At 45.6% G+C, this 22,753-nt stretch carries 26 protein-coding genes; 2 read left to right on the forward strand and 24 right to left on the reverse strand.

From position 1 onward, the window contains the following. Nucleotides 1–38 precede the first annotated feature (38 nt). From AC0VX7_RS22840 to AC0VX7_RS22930, 19 genes are all read right to left on the reverse strand, one after another. On the reverse strand, nucleotides 39–899 hold the full coding sequence (locus AC0VX7_RS22840) for a F0F1 ATP synthase subunit gamma (RefSeq protein WP_023613583.1): 861 nt from the start codon (nucleotides 897–899) through the stop codon (nucleotides 39–41). A 117-nt stretch (nucleotides 900–1,016) separates the two neighbouring features. Continuing rightward, on the reverse strand, nucleotides 1,017–2,525 hold the full coding sequence (atpA, locus tag AC0VX7_RS22845; protein ID WP_475426065.1) for a F0F1 ATP synthase subunit alpha: 1,509 nt from the start codon (nucleotides 2,523–2,525) through the stop codon (nucleotides 1,017–1,019). A gap of 24 nt (nucleotides 2,526–2,549) precedes the next feature. Beyond that, complete coding sequence (locus AC0VX7_RS22850; RefSeq protein WP_215032198.1) at nucleotides 2,550–3,086, reverse strand: F0F1 ATP synthase subunit delta; 537 nt, start codon at nucleotides 3,084–3,086, stop codon at nucleotides 2,550–2,552. Next, nucleotides 3,083–3,601 carry a F0F1 ATP synthase subunit B gene (locus tag AC0VX7_RS22855; RefSeq protein WP_475426066.1) on the reverse strand — a complete coding sequence of 173 codons (519 nt, stop codon included), beginning with the start codon at nucleotides 3,599–3,601 and terminating at the stop codon, nucleotides 3,083–3,085. The genes AC0VX7_RS22850 and AC0VX7_RS22855 overlap by 4 nt, the downstream gene beginning before the upstream one ends. A 259-nt stretch (nucleotides 3,602–3,860) precedes the next feature. Continuing rightward, on the reverse strand, nucleotides 3,861–4,073 hold the full coding sequence (atpE, locus tag AC0VX7_RS22860) for a F0F1 ATP synthase subunit C (protein WP_023613579.1): 213 nt from the start codon (nucleotides 4,071–4,073) through the stop codon (nucleotides 3,861–3,863). Nucleotides 4,074–4,144: 71 nt separating this feature from the next. After that, the gene (atpB, locus tag AC0VX7_RS22865; protein ID WP_475428229.1) at nucleotides 4,145–4,855 is read right to left on the reverse strand and encodes a F0F1 ATP synthase subunit A; all 711 of its coding nucleotides are present in this window, start codon (nucleotides 4,853–4,855) and stop codon (nucleotides 4,145–4,147) included. A 23-nt stretch (nucleotides 4,856–4,878) separates the two neighbouring features. Beyond that, the gene (locus AC0VX7_RS22870) at nucleotides 4,879–5,250 is read right to left on the reverse strand and encodes an ATP synthase subunit I (RefSeq protein ID WP_215032201.1); all 372 of its coding nucleotides are present in this window, start codon (nucleotides 5,248–5,250) and stop codon (nucleotides 4,879–4,881) included. Between the two features lie 6 nt (nucleotides 5,251–5,256). Next, nucleotides 5,257–5,478, reverse strand: a complete 222-nt coding sequence (locus tag AC0VX7_RS22875; protein WP_102264588.1) for an AtpZ/AtpI family protein — start codon at nucleotides 5,476–5,478, stop codon at nucleotides 5,257–5,259. 398 nt (nucleotides 5,479–5,876) lie between these two features. After that, the gene (locus tag AC0VX7_RS22880; RefSeq protein WP_475426067.1) at nucleotides 5,877–8,156 is read right to left on the reverse strand and encodes a S8 family serine peptidase; all 2,280 of its coding nucleotides are present in this window, start codon (nucleotides 8,154–8,156) and stop codon (nucleotides 5,877–5,879) included. Between the two features lie 229 nt (nucleotides 8,157–8,385). After that, a complete protein-coding gene (gene upp / locus AC0VX7_RS22885; RefSeq protein ID WP_079506306.1) occupies nucleotides 8,386–9,015 on the reverse strand; it encodes a uracil phosphoribosyltransferase in 630 nt (209 codons plus the stop codon). Between the two features lie 179 nt (nucleotides 9,016–9,194). Beyond that, on the reverse strand, nucleotides 9,195–10,436 hold the full coding sequence (locus AC0VX7_RS22890; protein ID WP_475426068.1) for a serine hydroxymethyltransferase: 1,242 nt from the start codon (nucleotides 10,434–10,436) through the stop codon (nucleotides 9,195–9,197). Nucleotides 10,437–10,610: 174 nt separating this feature from the next. Continuing rightward, the gene (locus tag AC0VX7_RS22895) at nucleotides 10,611–11,183 is read right to left on the reverse strand and encodes a TIGR01440 family protein (protein WP_475428230.1); all 573 of its coding nucleotides are present in this window, start codon (nucleotides 11,181–11,183) and stop codon (nucleotides 10,611–10,613) included. A gap of 48 nt (nucleotides 11,184–11,231) precedes the next feature. Beyond that, the gene (gene rpiB, locus AC0VX7_RS22900) at nucleotides 11,232–11,672 is read right to left on the reverse strand and encodes a ribose 5-phosphate isomerase B (RefSeq protein WP_475426069.1); all 441 of its coding nucleotides are present in this window, start codon (nucleotides 11,670–11,672) and stop codon (nucleotides 11,232–11,234) included. Between the two features lie 355 nt (nucleotides 11,673–12,027). Further along, nucleotides 12,028–13,323 (reverse strand): methyl-accepting chemotaxis protein, encoded by a 1,296-nt coding sequence (locus tag AC0VX7_RS22905; protein WP_475426070.1) that lies wholly within the window; start codon nucleotides 13,321–13,323, stop codon nucleotides 12,028–12,030. 42 nt (nucleotides 13,324–13,365) lie between these two features. Next, nucleotides 13,366–13,803 carry a low molecular weight protein arginine phosphatase gene (locus tag AC0VX7_RS22910; protein ID WP_475426071.1) on the reverse strand — a complete coding sequence of 146 codons (438 nt, stop codon included), beginning with the start codon at nucleotides 13,801–13,803 and terminating at the stop codon, nucleotides 13,366–13,368. Nucleotides 13,804–13,949: 146 nt separating this feature from the next. Continuing rightward, entirely contained in the window at nucleotides 13,950–14,504 is a 555-nt protein-coding gene (locus AC0VX7_RS22915; protein ID WP_475426072.1) for a manganese efflux pump MntP, read from the reverse strand. Nucleotides 14,505–14,762: 258 nt separating this feature from the next. Beyond that, nucleotides 14,763–15,806, reverse strand: a complete 1,044-nt coding sequence (locus AC0VX7_RS22920) for an L-threonylcarbamoyladenylate synthase (RefSeq protein WP_475426073.1) — start codon at nucleotides 15,804–15,806, stop codon at nucleotides 14,763–14,765. 142 nt (nucleotides 15,807–15,948) lie between these two features. Beyond that, nucleotides 15,949–16,392, reverse strand: a complete 444-nt coding sequence (locus AC0VX7_RS22925) for a GNAT family N-acetyltransferase (RefSeq protein ID WP_475426074.1) — start codon at nucleotides 16,390–16,392, stop codon at nucleotides 15,949–15,951. A gap of 148 nt (nucleotides 16,393–16,540) precedes the next feature. Then, on the reverse strand, nucleotides 16,541–16,927 hold the full coding sequence (locus AC0VX7_RS22930; protein ID WP_041964623.1) for a KGG domain-containing protein: 387 nt from the start codon (nucleotides 16,925–16,927) through the stop codon (nucleotides 16,541–16,543). Nucleotides 16,928–17,233: 306 nt separating this feature from the next. Here AC0VX7_RS22930 and AC0VX7_RS22935 point away from each other — a divergent pair, with 306 nt between their 5' ends. Together AC0VX7_RS22935 and AC0VX7_RS22940 are read left to right on the forward strand one after the other, a co-directional pair. After that, nucleotides 17,234–17,611, forward strand: coding sequence for a globin domain-containing protein (locus AC0VX7_RS22935; protein ID WP_475426075.1), 378 nt, complete (start codon nucleotides 17,234–17,236; stop codon nucleotides 17,609–17,611). A gap of 10 nt (nucleotides 17,612–17,621) precedes the next feature. Further along, complete coding sequence (locus AC0VX7_RS22940) at nucleotides 17,622–17,966, forward strand: cupin domain-containing protein (protein WP_475426076.1); 345 nt, start codon at nucleotides 17,622–17,624, stop codon at nucleotides 17,964–17,966. A gap of 227 nt (nucleotides 17,967–18,193) precedes the next feature. On the opposite strand, the gene spoIIR is transcribed toward AC0VX7_RS22940, so the two are convergent. The 5 genes from spoIIR to AC0VX7_RS22965 all read right to left on the reverse strand — a co-directional run bounded on the left by spoIIR (nucleotide 18,194) and on the right by AC0VX7_RS22965 (nucleotide 22,529). Further along, nucleotides 18,194–18,880 (reverse strand): stage II sporulation protein R, encoded by a 687-nt coding sequence (gene spoIIR / locus AC0VX7_RS22945; RefSeq protein WP_475426077.1) that lies wholly within the window; start codon nucleotides 18,878–18,880, stop codon nucleotides 18,194–18,196. A gap of 89 nt (nucleotides 18,881–18,969) precedes the next feature. Further along, nucleotides 18,970–19,836, reverse strand: a complete 867-nt coding sequence (gene prmC / locus AC0VX7_RS22950; protein ID WP_475426078.1) for a peptide chain release factor N(5)-glutamine methyltransferase — start codon at nucleotides 19,834–19,836, stop codon at nucleotides 18,970–18,972. Next, nucleotides 19,829–20,902 (reverse strand): peptide chain release factor 1, encoded by a 1,074-nt coding sequence (gene prfA, locus AC0VX7_RS22955; protein ID WP_475426079.1) that lies wholly within the window; start codon nucleotides 20,900–20,902, stop codon nucleotides 19,829–19,831. The genes prmC and prfA overlap by 8 nt, the downstream gene beginning before the upstream one ends. A 268-nt stretch (nucleotides 20,903–21,170) precedes the next feature. Beyond that, on the reverse strand, nucleotides 21,171–21,620 hold the full coding sequence (locus AC0VX7_RS22960; protein WP_475426080.1) for a hypothetical protein: 450 nt from the start codon (nucleotides 21,618–21,620) through the stop codon (nucleotides 21,171–21,173). 288 nt (nucleotides 21,621–21,908) lie between these two features. Continuing rightward, entirely contained in the window at nucleotides 21,909–22,529 is a 621-nt protein-coding gene (locus AC0VX7_RS22965) for a thymidine kinase (protein ID WP_475426081.1), read from the reverse strand. Between the last annotated feature and the right edge of the window lie 224 nt (nucleotides 22,530–22,753).

The raw sequence follows: 22,753 nt of genomic DNA on the forward strand, positions 1-22,753 counted from the left end.
GATGCGGCATCAAGCCACATCCCCTGTTATTGAAAAATCTATTCGAGTGCTGCAGCTCCACCGACGATTTCGGTGATTTCCTGGGTAATGGCAGCCTGACGCGCACGGTTGTAGCTCAAGCTGAGGGAATTGATCAGCTCTTTCGCATTGTCCGTTGCGTTTCTCATGGCTGTCATACGTGCAGCGTGTTCACTTGCTTTGCTATCAAGCAGTGCTCCGTAAATCAAGCTTTCTGCGTATTGCGGCAAGAGAACTTCCAGGATCTCCTCAGCGTTCGGCTCAAATTCATAAGAGGTAAGCTTTGTTGATGCTCCGCCAATATCCGTTAACGGAAGCAGCTTCTTATCTGTTACTTCTTGAGCGATCGCGCTGACGTAATGACTGTAGTAAATATATAATTCATCAAATGTTCCGTCCGAGAACATGCCAACTGTGTTGCTGGCGATATCCTGGATTTCCGCGAAGGACGGCTGATCTGCAATGCCGACGATGTCAAGGACAACGTTCATGCCACGGCTTTGGAAGAAGTCACGGCCGACACGCCCGATCGCGATAATCGCAAACTCATCATTTGATTTATGGCGTTGCTGGATCGTCTGATACAGCTGGCGCAGGACGTTACTGTTGTAAGCACCTGCAAGTCCGCGATCAGATGTAATCACTAGATATCCCGTCTTCTTGACTGGACGGCTGTTCAGCATTGGGTGGTTGGAATCCTTGCTGCCCATTGCGATGGAGGCAGTCACTTCCTGGATTTTCTCCATGTAAGGGACGAATGCTTTCGCGTTCATGACTCCACGGTTCCATTTAGCTGCGGATACCATTTCCATTGCCTTAGTAATCTGGCTCGTCTTTTTAGTCGAAGTAATACGGTTTTTTATATCGCGTAAAGATGCCATTTCGGTTCTCACCACCCTTTTACAAAAGAATTGTTAGTCCAAGGTCAGGCAGGACCAGCTAATGGCTGGCACTGCTCCTCATCAAGCTTCAGCGATCAAGCGCTTCCGCTAATTAAATTACTCGGATACTGCAAACGTCTTTTTGAAAGCGTTTAGTGCAGCAGCCATATCGTCGTCTGAAGGTAGTTCCTTCGTTGAACGGATATGATCTAACACTTCTGTATGGTTGTGGTCTAACCATGAAAGGTATTCACCTTCGAAGCGGCGGATATCCTGCAATGGAATATCGTCAAGGAAACCGCGAGTAAGTGCATATAGGATTGCTACTTGCTTTTCAACAGCAAGCGGCCTGTTAAGATCTTGTTTAAGAACTTCTACCGTACGGGCACCGCGGTTCAGTTTTGCCTGAGTTGCTTTGTCAAGGTCAGAACCGAACTGTGCGAATGCTTCCAATTCACGGTATGAAGCAAGGTCAAGACGTAGTGTACCAGATACCTTCTTCATCGCTTTGATTTGAGCGGATCCACCTACACGGGATACAGAAAGACCTGCGTTGATCGCTGGGCGTACGCCAGAGAAGAATAGGTCAGACTGCAAGAAGATCTGTCCGTCTGTGATTGAGATAACGTTCGTTGGAATGTAAGCAGATACGTCGCCTGCTTGTGTTTCAATGAACGGAAGTGCTGTGATTGAACCTGCGCCTTTAGCGTCGCTCAACTTAGCAGCACGCTCTAGCAAGCGTGAGTGCAAGTAGAATACATCCCCTGGGTAAGCTTCACGACCTGGAGGACGGCGAAGCAGCAAGGAAAGTTCACGGTAAGCTGCCGCTTGTTTTGAAAGGTCATCATATACGACAAGCACGTGCTTGCCATTGTACATGAATTCTTCACCCATTGTTACACCAGCGTAAGGAGCTAGGTATAGCAATGGAGCTGGCTGGGAAGCAGATGCTGTAACAACGATAGAGTAATCTAACGCGCCGTGCTTACGGAGAGTTTCAACCGCGTTACGTACAGTTGATTCCTTCTGTCCGATTGCAACGTAGATACAGATCATGTCCTGGCCTTTTTGGTTAAGGATTGTATCGATCGCTACAGATGTTTTACCAGTCTGGCGGTCACCGATGATCAATTCACGCTGTCCGCGTCCGATTGGAACAAGAGCGTCAATCGCCTTGATACCAGTCTGCAAAGGCTCATGAACGGATTTACGATCCATAACGCCTGGTGCACCGTACTCGATTGGACGAGTTTTAGTTGTATTGATTGGACCCATGCCATCTACTGGCTGTCCAAGAGGGTTTACGACGCGGCCGATAAGCTGTTCCCCTACAGGAACCTCCATGATGCGGCCCGTACGGCGTACCTCGTCGCCTTCGCGGATGTCCGTGAAAGGTCCAAGAATGATGATACCGACGTTATTTTCTTCCAGGTTTTGTGCCATACCCATAACGCCATTTGAAAATTCAACAAGTTCTCCAGCCATGACATTGTCGAGGCCATGAGCACGGGCGATACCGTCACCAACATTGATAACTGTACCCACATCACTCACTTGAATTTCCGACTGATAATTTTCGATTTGCGATTTTATCAGCGCACTGATTTCTTCAGCTTTGATGCTCATGAGTTTCACCCCTATCTACGAATCTTAGCCTAGCAATTTACGTTCTAAGCGGTCTAGCTTGCCGCGCAAGCTGCCGTCAAAAATGCGGTTTCCAATGCGAAGCTTTACGCCTCCAAGCAAATTGGAATCTACAATGTTTTCAATATGAAGTGACTGTTTGCCAACCTGCGGCGCGAACGAAGCTGAAAGTGCTTCAGCCTGCTCAGCCGAGAGCGGCTGGACACTATAAACTTTTGCTTCAGCCACGCCTTTTGCATCATTTGCAAGGGCGATGAACTGATCAGCAACGTCTGCGATCTGGTCTTCGCGGTGGCGGTCAACCAAAATCATCAGAGTATTAAGGACATATGTGCTTACTGAACCGAAAGCTGTCTTTAAAACCTCTTTCTTCTTCTCGTTCGGAAGCTTTGGAGACTTTAAAAATGCAGTCAATTCCGGATTGTTCACAACAACTTCTTTTACAGTGCGAAGCTCTTCCTCAACCTGCGGGAGAGCCTGCTTTTCAGAAGCGAGTTGAAAAAGTGCCAGGGCATAGCGTTTTGCTACTGTCGAGTTGCTCATCGGGCATTACCCGCCTCTTGAATGTATTCATTGATGAGCTTTTCCTGGTCAGCCGCAGAGATTTCCTTCTCGATTACTTTAGAAGCAATCAATACAGAAAGTGAAGCCACTTGTTCGCGGATTGCCGCAACAGCCTGCTCCTTCTGCTGTTCAATTTCAAGCTTCGCAGATTCTTTGATTCTGTCAGATTCAGTGCGTGCCAATGCAATGATTTCATCACGCTGTACATCGCCCTGTTTCTTTGCGTTTTCAATTAGGCCCTGTGCTTCTGTGCGTGCTTGCTTAAGCATGTCACGCTGTTCTTCCAAAAGTTTCTGTGCTTCAGCACGGCTTTTTTCAGCCGCTCCGATTTCGCCAGCAATATGCTCTTCACGTTCCTTCATGATGCCCATCAATGGACCCCAAGCGAACTTCTTAAGCAATGCTAACAAAACAAGGAACATAAAAAGCTGGAACAAGATATCGCCTGTGTTAAGGCCGGCTGCCGCTCCCAATACAAAATTCATTGTTAACACCCTCGATTCACTCCCTTCAAGAGTTGTACCATGATTAAAAAGGTCCAACATGCGTCATCTCGCTAAAAGCCTACGGCTAGAAACCGACGCATAAGGCTGCCCGTTAGAAATCCCAGGCTTGCCCGATTTTATTTCAAACGATTGCTTGCATTCAAATTCAGGTATGCTCTCGCCGGATTGAACCGGCAGAAAGCCTACATAGTAGAATGGCGAAGGTTCGCGCGGAATGATCTTCGCCATCTTAAATTCTTATAATGAATTAACCACCAATAACCATGAACGCGATAACTACAGCGATGATAGGAATCGCTTCAACCAATGCAACCCCGATGAACATTGTAGTTTGAAGCATACCACGAGCTTCTGGCTGACGAGCGATACCTTCTACTGTACGTGATACGATCAAACCGTTACCAATACCTGCACCAAGTGCTGCCAAACCGATTGCGATTGCTGCTGCTAAAAGACCCATTATAAAGTTCCTCCTTTAATGTATGAAAAAATGTTTTTTTGAGTTTTGTCCATTAAATGAACAGGTATATATTAATGGTCATGGCTCACTTTATGAGAGAGATAAACCATCGTTAACATTGTGAAGATAAATGCCTGGATTGCTCCGACGAAAACGGAGAAACCTTGCCATACAAGCATCGGAAGTGCTGCGGCCAAGTGTCCGCCTACTCCGGTTGCGAGGCTGGCTGCAAGCAGACCCAACAGGATCTCACCTGCGTAAATGTTACCGTAAAGACGAAGACCAAGTGTGAGCGTGTTCGCGAACTCTTCAATAATCTTGATCGGGAACATGAACCAAAATGGTTTAAAAAATTCTTTGCCGTATTCGGCAGTCCCTTTAAGCTTGACACCATAATAATGGGAAAGTCCTACTACCATGACTGCTAGAGTCAAAGTAATGACCGGGTCAGCTGTCGGTGATTTCCACCATAGGACGTTGTCGTAAACGACCGCGAAAGGCAGTCCCAGCATGTTTGAAACAAACACATACATCAGCAATGTGATCCCGAGGACGTGGAACCTTCCTCCATCCTTCCAGTCCATCGTACTGTTGATGATTCCTTTGACGAAATCCATAATCCATTCCATGAAGTTCTGAATCCCGGTCGGTTTCATCGCCAGTTTACGAGTGGAAAGAACTGCAATGATGAATACAAGAGCGCTCGCTATTGTGATCATCAGCAAATTTGCTAAGTTAAAAGTAAGCCCAAATAAATCTAATAATGGAGCTTCATGATGCATCAATTATTCACCTCTCTTCCCCGCTATTTACGTGATTGAAAAGACTGGACAAAAAAATCTATCATAATGACAATGTAAGCTGTCATTAATCCCAAAACCGTAAATACAAGGTCAATGCGATCGGGGTATTCCATTGCAACGATCACAGCAAGCGCTCCGGTAGCAAGCCTCGACAACGAGCCGAGCGAGCGCACCTTCTTCCCCTGTACAACCGAATCACCGAAGTTGTTCATTTTCCTCGCAAGCAGCCATAAATTAAAAAGGCTCAGGCTTGTACCAAAGATCAACCCGGCAAAAACAGATTGATAGCTTGTAAAGCCGTACCCGAGTACGTATAAAGACAACAGGGTGAATATGTATTTGCGCTGGCGGATAAACAAGTCCTGAATTTCCATAGATGGCTAGTCTCCCGAAAAGAAGTGTTGGATGAGGCGGAGCATGGCATAAACACCTGCCGCCAATCCGATCAGCAATCCGAATATTAAGAAAAGTGGCTCTGTACCAAGACTCTGGTCCAGCCATCTTCCGGAAAAAATGCCAATTAAAATGGAGCCTACCAATTGAGATAGTATAGCGGACATGAGTGCCATCGCTTGAAAAGGGTGGCGGTTGTTTCGGCGCATAAAAAACGCATCCTCACTTTTGAGAATGGGAGCTTCAGGGGGTGAAAAATCATTTTCCGAAAAAACAATATTTTCACAAAAAAAGCTTGCATATCAACATTGAAAACCTTATCATTTTATGCCCTTTGTAAGCATACAATAGGCTATTGTCAATGTCAATCCATAGCGGTGAAAAAATTCACAAAGTTTTCACTTAAAATATATACCAATAACCCTATGCTAGTATTATATTATAAAAGCTTATTTTTGCCTGAATTTTCTCAGTGTTTTTTTCCATTAATGCCGTTTTTGAAGTGTGACACGGATACTGCGAGAAAACAAATAGTTTAATGAAAATAATATAGGGCCGGAAAGGAATTACCTTTCTCCGGCCCTTGTATTATTTATAAACCACTGCTTCAATCGTGCTCTCCAGACCTTATATTTTTACCTATAAAAATCATCGCGTCTATCGTGCTCTCTCGCCCTTTTTTCTTTGCGAATACTTTGGCAAGGTAAAGTCCTTCTTCCGGCAATTTTTCCAGAGGTATTTCCTTTCCTACCATTCCCTTTTCCAGCTTTCTTCCCCAATCAAGGAATCCGACGAAGCGGTATTGATCTGGATCAAAAAGCGCGATGCCAAATTCGTCTGCTCCTCCCGGCAAATAGACTTCATAGCGATAAGCCTTACCGTTATCTGCCGGCGCGAAGTCGAAGCCCATCACCCGCGGGTAATCCGGTTCTTCCAGAACATACAAGTATGGAATCCTTATCTTGTTTTTCCCATCATCCATAACGAGGCTGCCATCATGGATTTTATCTTTTAACAAATCCGGAGTGGCTTTCATCGCTAGCTCCAAGTTTTTCGCTTCATTCGGTTTCAGCGAAAAGCTCATTGGAAGCTCCCATTCTATTCCCTGTTCTTTTTTTGGAATAGAAAATGAATAAGTTTTAGTGGCTGAACTTGTATTTTTGACTGAAAGCTTCGCACTATGACGATGCATATTATCGGCAAGCTGGAATTTACCGAATTGAAGCGACCCTGGAATGACCAGGCTCTCCGTATTGATCGCTGCCTCCAGCTGGATTCTTCCTGCTCCCTGCTCGAATGTCCGGTACCTAATGCCGTCACGGTCGCTAATATCCTTGGCCGTGTTCATGATTGCCGCCTTGATTTCAGCCGGGGTCCAATCGGGATGGGCCTGCTTGATCAGGGCTGCCGCTCCTGCAATATGGGGCGCTGCCATACTCGTTCCCTGCAGCGGGAGGTAGCCTCCTGGAATTGTACTGTTGATCGCAACGCCGGGAGCGACGATGTCCGGCTTGATTTCCCATGTGACAGTCACCGGCCCGCGGGAGCTGAAGTCAGCAAGTATATCTCTTTCTTCTATTAAATTCATGCGGATCAGCATCGAGTTTTTATTGAGATGTTTTTTTAGCGCCAATCCTGCTTCTTTACTGATCGCGGCCACTGGGATTGGCAGATTCTCTTCGAGGTTTCCAAAGAATGTTCCCTTTGTGTTGTTATAGATGATCACCCCGATTGCGCCAGCTTGAAGTGCATTCTTCGCTTTTTCGGTAAAAGTAAGCTTACCCCGTTCTACTAACACGAGCTTATCCCTTACACTCTTCACCTCCTCTTTCGTGCCCAGTCCTGCAAATACAAGGTTTTCACTTTGGGTAATGTTCCAATTGTCCGAACCCTGTAAAAGTTCTAGCCGTATTTCTTTAGATAGTCCTGGGGCGTTGAGATACGGCACCTGCATTGGAGGTGTTGACGCACCTACTGAAATGGCTTTTGAAGCCGTACCCGGTGAGCCCACAGTCCAGCGATTAGGACCCGAATTCCCGGATGAAGTTACGGCGACGATTCCTTCATCGACCGCCTTATTGAGCGCCAAGCTGATGGGGAGGTCCGGACCATTAACATCATTTCCGAGCGAAAGATTCAGGATATCCACCTTATCCTTTATCGCTTCATCAATAGCAGCTATGACCTGTTCTGTCGTTCCGCTGCCACCTGGACCCAGCGCCCGGTAGGCAATTATTTTCGCATCGGGAGCCATCCCTCGCATTCTTCCATTCGCTGCGATGACGCCCGCCACATGCGTTCCGTGCAGGGTGCTTCTAAAGCCGGCACCCTTCGTTTCCATCGGATCATCATCGCCATCAACCAGGTCATGGCCCCCGGAAAAACTTCTCCGCAAGTCAGGATGCTCATAATCGATCCCTGTGTCGATTACGCCGATCGTCACACCCTTCCCCGTTAGACGATTGCCTTTTTCATCAAGAAGCCCGCGGACTGCCTCCGTTCCAATCAATTCGAAATTATCGATAAAGCTTTCGCTTGGCTTGTATCGGTTTGGCAGGTGGGCTGAGTTCTCAACCTTGTACGTATTTACTTCGGATAAAAATTGGATGTCATTGGATTTTTCAAGCTGTTGAAGCTCGCAGATAGGTCCCTTAACGGAATATCCATTGACCGCATGCGTGAAGATGCGGCGGAGCTTTGTGTTTTTTAGGTTTTTTAGCTGATTTTTGATTTGCTGTTCTTCCACCGGCTGCTCCATCAGCACGATCGCAACTTTTTCAGTCTGGGGATCTTCTTGAGGAATCGGCGGGAGCTCCCGTTTTTGCGGTTCGAATGCAGTGAGGATTGCTATTGATAGAAGAATTAAGAAAAAATTACGCTTTTTCATGAAAAATAGCCCCTCCCTTTTAACTTAGCGTCTCATTTAAGGGAGTTTTGTATTCAGATTACATTTATTCCGCGAAAACGCTGTGCAATTCCGCGAAAAAAGTGTTGAATTCCGCGAAAAAGTTCCATAATTCCGCGAAATCAACCCTTAATTCCGCGAACTAGAATAATTCTAATCCCATAACGAAAAAAAGCACCTCTATTTAAAGAGGTGCATCAGTAAAATCTCCTTATTTTGTCCCGAATAAACGATCTCCTGCGTCTCCCAGTCCAGGTACGATGTATCCGTGGTCATTCAGCTTTTCATCTAGTGCAGCAATGTAAATGTCTACATCAGGGTGCGCTTCTTTTACCGTTTCTACCCCTTCAGGAGCGGCAATCAAACACATGAATTTGATATGCTTTGCGCCGCGCTTTTTAAGAGAGTTGATCGCTTCTACTGCAGATCCGCCTGTCGCAAGCATTGGATCGACGACGATGAAATCGCGCTCTTCGACGTCACTTGGAAGTTTTACATAGTATTCAACCGGCATTAATGTTTCTGGATCGCGGTAAAGTCCGATATGGCCCACTTTCGCTGCCGGGATCAACTTCAGGATGCCGTCAACCATTCCGATTCCTGCACGAAGAATCGGGATGATGCCGAGCTTCTTGCCTGAAAGAACTTTTGATTTTGTCTTTTCGACTGGTGTTTCAATTTCAATTTCCTCAAGCGGCATGTCACGCGTGATTTCGAACGCCATCAGCGTTGCAACTTCATCTACAAGCTCGCGGAATTCCTTTGTGCCTGTGCTTTTTTCGCGGATATAAGTAAGTTTATGCTGGATCAATGGATGGTCAAATACGTATACTTTTGCCATGTGTATCGCTCCTTTTAAAGGTAAATGAGTTGTGAACACCTGTCTGTTATATGTAAGATCTGTTGAATCACACTTCGTATAATTTTACAGAAAAACCTCTGTACAAGCAACCGCTACAGTGTAATGATTTTTCCCGGAAAAAGCGGCCCTCATTCATGGAGGGCCGCCGGGTAAAAATCTTATCTCTCTGGATATAGTTCAAACTTGCTTGTCAAATCTTCGACGCGTTTGCTTGCTTCTTCCAGCTTCGCCTCGTCTTCGTGATTTTTCAATGTGAAGGCAATGATTGAAGCGATTTCGTCCATTTCTTCATGCCCGAAACCGCGGCTTGTGACTGCGGCTGTACCGATGCGGACTCCGCTTGTTACAAATGGGCTTTCCGGATCGAATGGAATCGTATTCTTATTGACAGTGATGCCGATATCATCAAGAACCTTTTCTGCTACTTTTCCAGTCAGGCCAAGTGAACGCAAGTCTACCAATAACAAATGGTTGTCTGTTCCGCCGGATACAAGGTCGATTCCTTCCTTCTTCAAGCCTTCAGCAAGGCGGTTGGCATTCGAAATGATATTCTGCGCGTATTCTTTAAAAGAATCCTGAAGCGCTTCGCCGAATGCTACTGCTTTCGCAGCGATCACGTGCATAAGCGGGCCACCCTGAATTCCAGGGAAGATTGATTTATCGATTTTCTTCGCGAATTCTTCTTTGCAGAGAATCATTCCGCCGCGCGGGCCGCGAAGAGTTTTATGAGTCGTCGTTGTAACAAAGTCAGCGTATGGCACCGGATTCTGATGGAGGCCAGCTGCGACAAGACCAGCGATATGCGCCATATCGACCATCAAATAAGCGCCCACTTCATCAGCGATTTCACGGAAACGCTTGAAGTCAATCGCTCTTGGGTAAGCACTTGCACCGGCAACGATCAGCTTCGGCTTGTGCTCACGAGCTTTTTCTAGAACAACATCATAGTTGATTGTATGTGTAACTTCATCGACACCGTACTCGACGAAATTATACTGGATGCCGCTGAAGTTTACCGGGCTACCGTGCGTCAAGTGCCCACCGTGGGAAAGATTCATCCCAAGCACAGTGTCTCCCTGCTCAAGAATCGTGAAATAAACAGCCATATTGGCTTGTGCGCCCGAGTGCGGCTGAACATTCACGTGCTCTGCTCCGAAGATTTCCTTCGCGCGATCGCGGGCAATATTTTCAGCAACATCGACATATTCGCATCCGCCATAGTAGCGGCGGCCTGGATAGCCCTCTGCATACTTATTTGTAAGTACAGACCCCTGCGCTTCCATTACGGCTTCACTGACAAAGTTCTCTGATGCGATCAATTCGATTTTCGTGCGCTGACGCTTCAATTCATCCTGCATTGCAGCGTATAGCTGGCTGTCCTGCTGTGACAAGTGCTTCACTTAAGTTCCCCCTCTTATATGTATTCCCTTGTTCATTTATTAGAAAATTCATTCTTATTTTAGCCGATATTATAATGAAAGAAAAGGAGGAAGGTAAAAGTAGATCTGAATATCAGGCCTGCAGTTTCCTTCAATACCTTTCCCCTGTCAGTAAAACCTAGTTTCCCAACTCTATCAGCAAGACTCGTTTTCCTTCGTTTGCTCGTAAACTGCACGAGCGCCGCCGATCAGCTTCGGCCTCGTCTTCGCCAGAGTAACATGCGCATGGCCAATGCTCTTTTGCTGAACACGTACAGGCACAGCGACATGCTTCATTTGCATGCCAATCAGCGTGTCACCAATATCAATGCCGGCGTCAGCCTTGATGAATTCTACAACCACCGCGTCATCAAGATTTTTGTACGCGTAAGCTGCCATCGCGCCGCCCGCCTTCCTCACCGGTATCACGGTCACTTCATCCAGCTGCTTATGTTCAGCCGTTTCCCGCTCGACGACAATCGCCCGGTTCAAATGCTCGCAACACTGGAACGCCAGCTGGATACCCGTTTTACCCTGCAGTTCACGGAGCTGCCCGAATACCATTTCCGCAACCTCGTCTGTACCAGCCGTGCCAATCCGCTGGCCGATGATTTCACTCGTGCTGCAGCCGACGACCAGCACCTGGCCTTTTTTCAGTTGGACTTGCTCATTAAATTCAGTAAGGATGGAGTTCAATTCTGCTTCCCATTGTTCAATAGACAGTGTCAGCGCCTCCCTAAGATTAATGTTTGGAAAATATGCTGGAAGTCCTCCAGCCTATCTGTTTTCATAGTCCTTTATTTTACCGACGCGGTTTTCGTGGCGACCGCCTTCGAATTCCGTAGATAGCCATGTTGCTGCGATTTCACGCGCTAAACCTGGTCCGATGACACGTTCGCCCATTGCCAGTACATTGGTGTCATTGTGCTGGCGTGTCGCCTTTGCGCTGAATACGTCATGCACAAGCGCGCATCTGATTCCTTTTACCTTGTTAGCCGCAATACTCATGCCAATGCCTGTTCCGCAAATCAGGATCCCTTTATCGAACTCACCGTTCGCCACTTTCTCAGCAACCGGAAGCGCATAGTCCGGATAATCAACAGATGTACCGCATTCGCATCCGAAATCTTCGTACTGGATATTCATTTCGTCCATCAAACTCTTAATTTCTTCGCGGATATTCACTCCGCCATGGTCTGAAGCAATAGCAACTTTCATTGTAAAATCCTCCTATGTAATCCCGGCTCGCGGGGCGATCAAATCTATCGTTATTTTCTCATATTCGATGAGATTTATAAAGAAAACGGGTCAGTTTGCATGGAAGAGATGAAATCGCTTTAATAAAAAGTGACAAGACAACCCGAAAATGCCTCAAATCCAAAAGGATATCGAACACATTTTGATTTATTTCAGCGGATTTTTGAATTTATCGACCACTTTTTCAATTTTATCGACCACATCTCGAATTATATCAGCGGATTTTCAATTTTATCGACCACATTCCCCAATATATCGACCAAGTAACATTTTACACAAAATAAAACCACAGCATCATCCAGCTGTGGTCCAAATTCTATAACGAAAACTTCGTAATCGTACCTTTTAATTTTTCAGCTTGATTCTTCAATTCAACCGCCAGGTCTTCGACATTCGCGATGACTTCTGCCTGCTGTTCAGCTGCTGATGCTACGCTGACCGCTCCGGCGGATGTTTCTTCTGCGATTGCTGCCATTTCCTGCGATTGGGTTGATGTGTGCTGGATCGTTTCCATTTGTGTTTCAACTAAGGCGGCGATGGTATGAATGACGTCTGCCATCTCATGAATCGTTGAGGTCATCGCGTCGATCACCTGGTTCGTTTTCTCGCCTTTTTTCGCTTCTCCGTTCGCCGTTTCAACCTGTCTGCTGATCTGGCCGACAACATTCTGGACTTCAGACTGGATGTTCTGGATCAGTTCAGAAATCCCCTGGACCGCGTCCGCACTCTGGTCAGCAAGCTTCCTGACTTCTTCGGCAACGACAGCAAATCCTTTTCCGTGCTCGCCAGCCCTTGCTGCTTCAATCGATGCATTCAACGCTAGCAAATTCGTCTGTGCTGCGATATCGCCAACAAGCTGGATGATTTGCTCTACTTTTGCTGCGTTTTCTTCCAATCTTTTTACCGTCCCAAGTGATTCACGGTTATCATTTGCAAGTGTCTCGATGCCGGAAATCAGTGAATGGATTGCATTCTTCGATTCCTGCAAGTCTTTCACCATTTCCACTGAAATGGATTCAGATGTCCGCGCTTTTTCCTGCACATCCTCGGCGATTCGGATGACTTCATCGACAGACTCTGCAGTTGTCTGTGTAGATAATGCTGAAGAATCCGCCCCAGCGGCAATCTCTTTGATCGTTGTCGAGATGATCGACGCCTGCTCAGATGCTGCGGCAGACTGCCCGGAAATCTGGATGACTTTTTCATTTGTTTCTTTGAAGTTACTATCAATCTGGCGGACCATCTCACGCAGATTTGCGAGCATATTATTGAAGGCCAGTCCCAAAGAGCGGATCTCGTCATCTGATTTTGAAACTTCTGCATTCTCGCCAATTTCACCATTCGCTGCTTTTAATGCAGACTGCTCAAGCCTTTGCAATGGCTTTGTAATCAGGCCGGCAGCCATATACGCAAGCATCCCTGACCAGAAAATCCCCATTCCAAGAACTGCAACATTAAAAACGACTGAATTGATTTCAATGAAATTTTGAACGTAAGGATACAGGAAATAAATAAAAAATGCGCTTGTTGAATAAGTGATGATCGCCAACACAGTCGTCAGCATGACCATTTTCTTTCTTAATCCCATTTTGTAGCTGCGTTTAGACCCCACTGATAATCCCCCTGAAAATTAATAAAAACTTCCTCATGAGTATTATCGGATTTTATCTAAGATTCTTTCGATACTTTTTTGAATTTCTCTAAAAGCTTCGCGATAAATTTGTTCATTGCCGCCAAATGGATCTGCCACATCCAGGTTTCCCTTTTCATCAGCAAATTCTTTCAATGTAAAAGTTTTATCCGCAGCGTCTGGGTACTGGCTCAAGATCAAGCCTTTATGACTCTGTGTCATCGTCAAAACTAAAGTTGCCCAGTCGATGCTTTCTTTTGTTAATGTTGAGGAGCGATGATCATGGGTGATATTGTTTTCCTCGAGCACGGTCTTCGCGTTGACAGAAGCCTCCGCACCATTCGGAGCATAAACTCCTGCCGATTTCACCTCGACTCCAGGCAACTTTTTGCTTTTTAAAACCGCTTCTGCCATCGGGCTGCGGCATGTGTTTCCGGTACAGACAAATAAGATGCGCGCCATGCTTGTCCCTCCTGTGAATAACTTTTCTCCATTATATGATAATCGGCCAGCATTTTCATTTTGCTAGAGAAAAAACACCTGTCTGGCAGGTACATGAAAGTTTTATGTAAAAAAATACACCTGACGAGCAGGTGCTTAAAAAAGTTTTATAGAGGAAGAAGCAATTTGAGCCCGAAAGCGAGCAAAATGCTGCCACCCAAGGCCTCACTGTATGTACCAAGCCAACCCTGCACTCTTTTTCCAACCAGGAGGCCCGCCCACGTAAGGACCATTGCCGCTACACCAAAACAGATCAGTACAAGCAGCGTCCTTGCGCCGTAAATGCCAAGTGTCAGTCCTACTGAAAAACTGTCAAGGCTGACGCTGAGGGCAAAAATAAATAAACCCTTGCCAACCGGGGTAATCACGCTTGTCTCATCTTCCTTGAAGCTTGCCCAGATCATCTGGACACCCAGCACGATCAAGAGCAGGCCGCCAATATATCCAGCTATTGCCCCGAACTGCTCGGACAAAAATCTCCCAGCCACCATTCCAAGCAGCGGCATCCACACATGGAACAAACCAATCGTGACGCCAATTTTAAATATATGCCTTTTCGTCAGTCTGAACATGCCCATTCCGAGACCAACGGAAAAGGCATCCATTCCCAACGCAAATGCCATCAACATAAGTGTGAATAATTCGCCGGCTATTGCTGCCATGTCTTCGCCCCCTCGGACTTGCTAATTCAGCATATGCACGTCCAAAAGGATTTAGAAGTATGGAATTTTCAGGTTTCGAAATGATTAGCAGTTTTGTCCACAAGGATATTTTCAGGGAGTGTCATTTGCTTCAACTGGTATTAAGATGGTTTTTAAATCGTGACCAACTAGTATTATTTCGTTCCCAACTGGTATTTTCCGCAATCTAATCTTAATACTAAAAGCGCTTCAACAACCGAAGCGCTTCTCTCTAAGTCTCTATTTTTCAATAATCGGCAGTCCTGAAGCTTTTGACAGCCGATTCATTATTGCTTGGCCGACACCATGCTCCGGGAAAATCTCGCCAAAAATGATATCGAGCTCTTCCTGATTGAAGGCTCGGAGTGTATCATAGAGCGCTTCTGCGACTGTTTCGAGTCTTGCTCTTTCGCCGCAAGCAATCACCGTGCTAGCGTCATAAAAATCTTGGTTTTCCTTTGTTGTCATCACGCCGACTTTCAGGCCTTCCACCCGCTTTTCATTTACCAGCTGCTGGATTTGTTCTCTAGTTCCATCCACAAGATAGAAAGGCGCATTTGGTGCATAGTGACGATATTTCATTCCAGGGGATTTTGGTGCCTGATTTGAATCTTTCAGGGCTGGATCGACGGTGATTTCACCGACTACTTCCTCCAGTTGTTCCTTTGTTACGCCGCCCGGTCTTAAAATCGCAGGAATCTCACCGGTGCAATCGACAACTGTTGATTCAAGGCCTACTCCGGTCGCTCCGCCATCGACAATTCCGGTAATCCGTCCCGTCAAATCATCGGCAACGTGATTCGCAGTCGTCGGGCTCGGCTTGCCTGACAGGTTTGCGCTCGGGGCTGCCAGTGGCAAACCGGATGCTTCTATAATCGCCAGTGCGATCGGGTGGTCGGGCATCCTGACAGCAACTGTGGACAACCCAGCAGTTGCTTTTTCGGAAAGCGCACCTTCCTTTTTTTCAAGGATAATCGTCAACGGACCCGGCCAAAAGGCATCCATTAAAACCGCTGCCTGATCAGGAATTTCTTTTACAAAAGAATGAATCTGCTCACGATTTGCAATATGCACGATCAACGGGTTATCCCCAGGTCTTCCTTTTGCTTCAAATATTTTCAAGACGGCTTCATCGCTTTCTGCGTTGCCGCCGAGGCCATAAACCGTTTCTGTCGGAAACGCTACTACTTCATTTTGCTTCAATTTTTGTGCAGCTTCGATGATTTGTGGATATGTTTTTAAATTATCCACATTCTTATCCACTGTCCACATTTGTGTTTGCATGTACATCCACCTTTTACTTCTCGCTAAACTAGTATATTTCTATGAAAGTATAAAAGAAGAATTAGACGAACACAAGTTTTTATCCACAAATTGTGTATAATTTTAACGAAACCGTGGATAACTTTGTGGACTAATCCACAATTTACAGAATTATTTTCATAATTGCGGAGTTATCCACAGTTAGAACTTGTTTTAAATGGCTTTTTTCAAGAAGAGAATCCGGAAGCTCTGATTGGTTAACCAGCTCAAAACCAAGGCTGCTGAAAAAGGAAACGGCACTCATCTTGTTAGTAACGAGGTAAAGCTCGTCCAAATCCTGGTTTTTCGCAGTAAGGAATGCTCTTTTAAACAGAAGCATCAAATCTGGCTGGCCAATTTGTGGGGACACGACAAATGAACGGAGCAAGCCTGCTTTATCCACTGGCTCTACCCCAAGGCATGCCTTCAGCTCCCCGTCCCGGTTTTCCATCAGCGAAAAATTTTTGATTGAGTCATTCAAACCTTCAGGGCTAACTCCTGCCTCTTTTAAAAAGGCCTCCAACTTTGGTATATCCTCTTGATTCGCACTTCTGATTTTCCATGTCATATTATTCACCTCAAAAATAAGATTCTACTAAATGAATATGATAGAAGATAAAAAGTAGAACCTAATTCCTGATAGAAAAAGAAAACACGGCAGCCTTCATTAAATGAAAGCTGCCGTGCATCTTTTAGATCCTGGCTTCTAAGCCATATTATTTGTTATTGTTGTTGCGGGCATTGCCGCCTTTTTCACCGATTTCTTCATAGAAGCTCCGGTCATGATTTTCAGAAGTCGCTTCTCCGCCTTTGCGGCCGATCTCCTGATAGAAGTTCTTGTCGTGGCTTTCAGATGTTGATTCGCCACCTTTTTTTCCGATTTCCTGGTAGAATTCGCTGTCATGGCTCTCGGCAGTAGCCTCTCCGCCTTTGCGGCCAATTTCCTGATAGAAATCTTGATCGTGATTGTTGGAAGTTGCTTCGCCGCCTTTACGGCCGATTTCCTGATAGAAATCGCTGCCATGGTTTTGGCTTGTAGCTTCGCCGCCCATGCGTCCTCGTTCTTCACGTGACATCTTATCATTGTTATTGTTTTTAGCCATTTTACTCATCCTCCTTGAAATCTAAGTTTTGATGTTACACTACCTTGAATATCCGGAATCTCCTAACCTAAAACTAGTATCAGGGGAATGTAATATGCTTGTTTGAAAAATGTAATATATTTGGAAATTCAGACAGTCATTTTTCCTTCTTTACCAAGTATTTCTTAAGAGAAGCTAGCTAATGTTTCCTAGCTACTCATAGTGAAAAATTCATAAGTGAGTGATTTAAGTCACTATCCTGCCTGTTTTATATGGTTATAATAAAATTAATTCAATTGAAAACCTTTCTCAAAAAGGGGGAACGGCATGGAAATAAAAACAATATACGAAAAGATCGGCGGAGACGAATCAATCCGCAGGATAGTTGATACTTTCTATCCTAAGGTGTATGAAAATGAGGAGCTCAGCCCTTTGTTCGAAGGTGATATGGATGAAATCAAGCGGAAGCAATGGATGTTCCTCACCCAGCTGACCGGCGGAGGCGCGCTTTACAGCGACGAATTTGGACCTCCTAATATGAGGGTGAGACATATGCTATTCGATATCACACCGGTGCGCGCCCAGGCATGGCTGAAGCTAATGCACGAAACACTTACGGAAACAGGTTTAATCGAAACTGAGGGTGGAAAGGCCCTGTTCGAGCGTTTGAGCCAGATTGCACCCATTATGATTAACAGACAATAAGGAGGAATTTATGATGGAAAAACAGTCATTAACACAATACCAGGAATTTAGCGAGGAACGTTTTACTAAGAGGATTGTCTTCAAAAAAGGGGAAAGCACAGTGTTCCTGTTGAACTTCATGCCAGGCCAGGAGCTGCCAAAGCACACACATCCAGGTACAGAAGTGTTTATTCTTACGATGCAGGGAGAAGGCACTTTTACGATTGACGGTGAAGAAGTGGTGGCAGCTGCGAATGAAACAGTACATGTGAGCGGAACAGAAGAGCTTGCCTATAAAAACACTGGAACAGAGCCAGTCACACTTTATGTGATGCTCAACAAGATTCCAGATGAGAGATTTGCACAGAATATTTAATCGCAGCGTATTAATGGCTAACAACTCGAAAGAAGGTCAATCATGAGCGGAATATCCTCAGTTGGTCGAATTATTCGATAAAGTGGTCGAATTAATTCAAAATGTGGTTGAATTATTTAAAAATCCGCCAGAATAATTTAAAATGTGGTCGAATTATTTTTAAATTCGCCAATAAAACTCAAGTTCCACGCTAAAAACAGCCCCCGCAACCTACGCAGGGGCTATTTTTATCCAAATATTCTATTCCAAATCTCAACGAGGAAGAATGTTACCTCCACTTCTTCTTCTTCGCTGCCTTCATAGACAGTTTTTTTGCCTTTTTTGCTCTTATTCTCCTCTACTTCCTCGTCTTCAGCATCAGCCTTTACATCGCCTTTGTCGTCGTTTTCGTCGAAGCCTTCGCTTGTTGCTTCTCCGTTTGAAAAATCCAGGAAGCATAGTGGCGGGTAGAGGACGCACCACCAGTTTGCGCCTTTTCCTTCACCAATCGTGATGAGGATTGCTTCGTACTCGCCTGCCGGATAAAGTAATTGACCATATAACTTAGTAGGAAACTGGACTTTGTCAAACTCAGTTTTTACAGAATGATTTGAACCTCCTGCTGCGATAACTCTTTCAGCGATTGCCTGGATTTCTGGAAGCTTGGATTTGATGACTTCCCGAGCAGCCTCGATTGAAGTCAGTTCCTGCACCCATTTCGTGATTTCTTTGTTCACTTCGTCGCGGATTTGACGTTTGATATTCTGGTCTTTCTCGAGATCGCTGTCAGCAAGAATCCTTAGGCGGATCGCCTCGTTAGGGATGACCAATGCTTCCTTCGCTGTCACTTCATTTTTTGGTGTATATAAACTTAAAATGGTACCTGCACATAATAAGAGTATGTATAAAATAGCCGCTGATTTTTTCATCATCATCTTTCGCACCGTCCCTTCACTAGTCACAGTGTGGACAGATTGATAGATTCTTAAACTAGTAATTTTGAAAAAAAATTGGACTCCCTTTTTTAGGAGTCCATTTCCGCAAACACCATCCGGTCCTTGCCATTAATATCAAAAACAACTTCTACCTTGGCATGCGGGAAGGTTTTTTCCAGAAGCGCACGTACTGCTTCGCCCTGGCCAGCGCCGATTTCAAAGCCGACCAATGCCTTCTCCTTCAATACCAGTGGAAGTTCCTCCATGAACCGGCGATACAGGTCCAGTCCATCTTCGCCTGCAAAAAGAGCCATATGAGGCTCATGTTCCGTCACGATATCGGACATCCATTCCTGGTCAGCAACCGGGATATATGGCGGGTTCGAGATGACGGCATCAACCTTTTTCCCCTGTAAAATGAGCGGCTGCAGGAGATCTCCATGTAAAAATTCGATTTCCGCGTCAAGTTCGCTTGCATTTTTCCGCGCCACCTCGAGGGCATCGTCAGATAAATCGGTAGCTGTTACCTTCATTTCTGGTTTTTCCAACTTTAAGGTAACCGATATAGCCCCACTCCCGGTGCCGACATCGACAAGGTTAGTTTGACCATTCTCCCCAAAAAGCTTTTCCAGACGCTGAAGCGTTCCATAAACAAGCTCCTCCGTCTCCGGCCGGGGAATCAGCACATGCTCATTCACAAGGAAGCGGCGGCCGTAAAACTCCTCTGAGCCAATGATATATTGAATCGGCTCGCCAGCCGCATGTCTTTTTACAGCAGCCTGAAACTCGGTCCACACTTCCCCATCAAGCTCGTCACGCATCATCGCGAGCATTGACGTTCGGGACAGTCCGGAATAGTGCCGCAGCAAAAGTTCACCGGCGAACTCCTCACGTTTATGTTCTTTTAAAAAAGAAGAAGCCCAATTGAGGGCTTCAAATATTTTCACATTAGTCATTGTTCGCACTCTCAAGTCTTTGAGATTGGTCTTCCATAATTAGCGCTTCGATGATCTCATCCATCTTGCCCTGAAGGATCTGGTCAAGCTTCTGGATTGTCAGGCCGATACGGTGGTCGGTCACGCGGTTTTGCGGGAAGTTGTACGTACGGATCCGCTCGGAGCGATCCCCGGTACCTACAGCTGACTTACGGACCTGGTCATACTCTGCCTGTGCTTCCTGCTGGAACTTGTCATAGACGCGGGCACGAAGTACCTTCATCGCCTTGTCTTTGTTTTTATGCTGAGATTTTTCATCCTGGCATGATACGACGATTCCAGTTGGGATATGCGTCAGACGTACAGCTGACATTGTCGTGTTAACAGACTGTCCGCCGGCGCCGCTCGATGCGAAGGCATCAAAGCGGATGTCTTTGTCATGCAGCTCGATTTCCACTTCTTCTGCTTCCGGAAGACATGCAACCGTCGCTGTTGAAGTATGGATACGTCCGCCTGATTCCGTTTCAGGAACACGCTGTACGCGGTGCGCACCGTTTTCGAACTTCATTTTGGAATAAGCACCATTCCCATTGATCATGAAAATGATTTCCTTGAAGCCGCCTACGCCAGTCGTGCTGGCATCGATGACTTCAGTCTTCCAGCCCTGTGATTCAGCATAACGGCTGTACATCCTGTAAAGGTCACCTGCGAATAGCGCAGCTTCATCGCCGCCTGCAGCGCCGCGGATTTCCATAATAACGTTTTTGTCATCGTTAGGATCTTTAGGGATAAGCAGAAGCTTGATACGAGCTTCAAGCTCCTCAATGCGCGGTTCTAGCTCGGAGATTTCTTCCTTGACCATTTCACGCATGTCAGCATCGAGCTTATCCTCGAGCATCGCTTTCGCATCTGTCAGCTGCTCTTTAACTTCCTTATATTCGCGATAAGCCATGACAGTATCCTGGATGTCAGACTGCTCCTTTGAATACTCGCGGAGCTTTTTGGAATCATTGACAACTTCCGGGTCACTCAATAGCTCATTCAATCTTTCATAACGATCCTCAACTGCTTGAAGACGATCAAACACGGACACTCACCTCTATTTTTATAGCCTTGAAAATTGGATTATAAATTTATTCTTGCCTGTGTATTTCCGCAACAGGTCCGATAGTTCAACATAGCATAACATTCTAATTATAGTATAGGTGACACCCTCAGTCAAAGCCATTGTGAATGGAAAAGCGGAAGCGGTCCTATACATTTATCTTATGTATAACGAAAAAGCTTGAACGCCTTGTACAGGCATCAGAAAAAGCATGCCCTAGTTTCGAGCATGCTGTGGCGCTGCTAAAAAATTATTCAATATCAACATTAATATCGTAGCGCGGCAATGCTTTAGACAGCTTTTCCTGCAATGTCTTTTGGGCATTTTCACGATCTTTTCTGGTTACGCGCCCTTGAAGTTGTGCGGTTACGTTCATTTCGCCGCCGTTAATCCAGATGGAACCCGGTTCATAGCCAGCATCAGAAATGACGTCCTTCGCTTTTTGCACATCCTGTGAAAAACTATGGTGGTTTTCATTATCTGTATTCAGCAAATTCGGATTCTGGTCGGTCATTGTCATGCCGTCATCCTGGTCCCTCGTGAAATTCGGGCCATCTCCTTCGCGAACACCGTCATGATCCCTATTCAGGTCCACGCCAGCCTGGTCTTCATCCTTGTCATAGACTGAATCTGTATTATCCTGGCCACATCCTGAAACCATAACTATCGCAAGCACAAACAACATGAGTAATTTTTTCAAATTATGGCACCTCCCGCTGTTAGGTTGCCCCAAATAGCTGCTGAAATGCATTGAAACAGTATTTGTTGAGCTTCTAAATCAACATTTTTCAAGAAAAATCAGCAACTGGAAAAATTATTCTCTTGCTCAGCCCCTACAATTGCACGTTCAAGAGTAATAATTGACGTTAGGAAGCATTAATTGCACCGTCCATTGTCATAATTGCACCATTACATAACTTAATTGCACTTTCACCCAATATCAGGGAATTTCAACAAAAAATCCCCCCGCACCCGGGAGGATTCATCATTATGTTAAGCTTTCAGTCGTTTTCTCGATCTTAAGCTCGTTTGGTGATTTTGGAACTTCATGATGGTGTCTGCATCGTGGTTCGTACGATTCGGACGCACCAACGAGAATGACTGGATCATCATAAGAGGCTGGCTTGCCGTTGATCAAACGCTGTGTTCGGCTAGATGGCGAACCACACACCGCACACACAGCCTGAAGCTTGGTCACAATTTCTGCAACAGCCATCAACGCAGGCATCTGGCCAAATGGCTCTCCGCGGAAATCCTGGTCAAGTCCGGCAACGATGACGCGGTAGCCGCTGTCTGCAAGATGCTGGATCACCTGCAGGATTTCATTGTCAAAAAATTGCACTTCATCAATGGCAATGACATCAATTTCAGGGTTAATATGCTTGAAAATATCAATAGAGTTGGCAACGGGCTTTGCAGTAACTGCAGTTCCGTTATGTGATACAACCGATTCTTCGCTGTAGCGGTTATCAATCGCAGGCTTGAATACAGCAATTTTTTGCTTGGCAAATTGAGTTCTGCGCACGCGGCGGATCAGTTCTTCGGATTTACCCGAAAACATGCTGCCGCAGATCAATTCGATCCAACCGCTTTGTTTCATAACGTACATGGTCGGCCTCTCCTTCCTCGCGGGACAAAAATTAAATAGTACAAGCGCTTTGGTAAGACCTTAAAAGCGCTGCCCTACAATAAGCTTTTTTCGTATTTTTACGGCTTCTTCATGCCATAAAGGTACGAAAAAAGCCTGGTTAAAAGTTCGACACTTTTTTCAGCTTTTTCCATTATAACAAAAAAAGATGCTGAATCCAGACACATTAATAAAGTTCACAAAAA

Source organism: Mesobacillus sp. QJM3NY_10 (genome assembly GCF_056173465.1).

What these genes read in the sequence shown, in the direction of transcription:
- AC0VX7_RS22930 (WP_041964623.1), bottom strand. Translation starts at nt 16,927, where the DNA reads ATGGCTAAAAACAATAACAATGATAAGATGTCACGTGAAGAACGAGGA.
- AC0VX7_RS22935 (WP_475426075.1), top strand. Translation starts at nt 17,234, where the DNA reads ATGGAAATAAAAACAATATACGAAAAGATCGGCGGAGACGAATCAATC.
- AC0VX7_RS22920 (WP_475426073.1), bottom strand. Translation starts at nt 15,806, where the DNA reads ATGCAAACACAAATGTGGACAGTGGATAAGAATGTGGATAATTTAAAA.
- atpE (WP_023613579.1), bottom strand. Translation starts at nt 4,073, where the DNA reads ATGGGTCTTTTAGCAGCAGCAATCGCAATCGGTTTGGCAGCACTTGGT.
- upp (WP_079506306.1), bottom strand. Translation starts at nt 9,015, where the DNA reads ATGGCAAAAGTATACGTATTTGACCATCCATTGATCCAGCATAAACTT.
- atpB (WP_475428229.1), bottom strand. Translation starts at nt 4,855, where the DNA reads ATGCATCATGAAGCTCCATTATTAGATTTATTTGGGCTTACTTTTAAC.
- atpA (WP_475426065.1), bottom strand. Translation starts at nt 2,525, where the DNA reads ATGAGCATCAAAGCTGAAGAAATCAGTGCGCTGATAAAATCGCAAATC.
- AC0VX7_RS22910 (WP_475426071.1), bottom strand. Translation starts at nt 13,803, where the DNA reads ATGGCGCGCATCTTATTTGTCTGTACCGGAAACACATGCCGCAGCCCG.
- AC0VX7_RS22965 (WP_475426081.1), bottom strand. Translation starts at nt 22,529, where the DNA reads ATGTACGTTATGAAACAAAGCGGTTGGATCGAATTGATCTGCGGCAGC.
- AC0VX7_RS22915 (WP_475426072.1), bottom strand. Translation starts at nt 14,504, where the DNA reads ATGGCAGCAATAGCCGGCGAATTATTCACACTTATGTTGATGGCATTT.
- spoIIR (WP_475426077.1), bottom strand. Translation starts at nt 18,880, where the DNA reads ATGATGATGAAAAAATCAGCGGCTATTTTATACATACTCTTATTATGT.
- AC0VX7_RS22925 (WP_475426074.1), bottom strand. Translation starts at nt 16,392, where the DNA reads ATGACATGGAAAATCAGAAGTGCGAATCAAGAGGATATACCAAAGTTG.
- AC0VX7_RS22850 (WP_215032198.1), bottom strand. Translation starts at nt 3,086, where the DNA reads ATGAGCAACTCGACAGTAGCAAAACGCTATGCCCTGGCACTTTTTCAA.
- AC0VX7_RS22870 (WP_215032201.1), bottom strand. Translation starts at nt 5,250, where the DNA reads ATGGAAATTCAGGACTTGTTTATCCGCCAGCGCAAATACATATTCACC.
- AC0VX7_RS22880 (WP_475426067.1), bottom strand. Translation starts at nt 8,156, where the DNA reads ATGAAAAAGCGTAATTTTTTCTTAATTCTTCTATCAATAGCAATCCTC.
- prmC (WP_475426078.1), bottom strand. Translation starts at nt 19,836, where the DNA reads ATGACTAATGTGAAAATATTTGAAGCCCTCAATTGGGCTTCTTCTTTT.
- AC0VX7_RS22940 (WP_475426076.1), top strand. Translation starts at nt 17,622, where the DNA reads ATGATGGAAAAACAGTCATTAACACAATACCAGGAATTTAGCGAGGAA.
- AC0VX7_RS22875 (WP_102264588.1), bottom strand. Translation starts at nt 5,478, where the DNA reads ATGCGCCGAAACAACCGCCACCCTTTTCAAGCGATGGCACTCATGTCC.
- rpiB (WP_475426069.1), bottom strand. Translation starts at nt 11,672, where the DNA reads ATGAAAGTTGCTATTGCTTCAGACCATGGCGGAGTGAATATCCGCGAA.
- AC0VX7_RS22840 (WP_023613583.1), bottom strand. Translation starts at nt 899, where the DNA reads ATGGCATCTTTACGCGATATAAAAAACCGTATTACTTCGACTAAAAAG.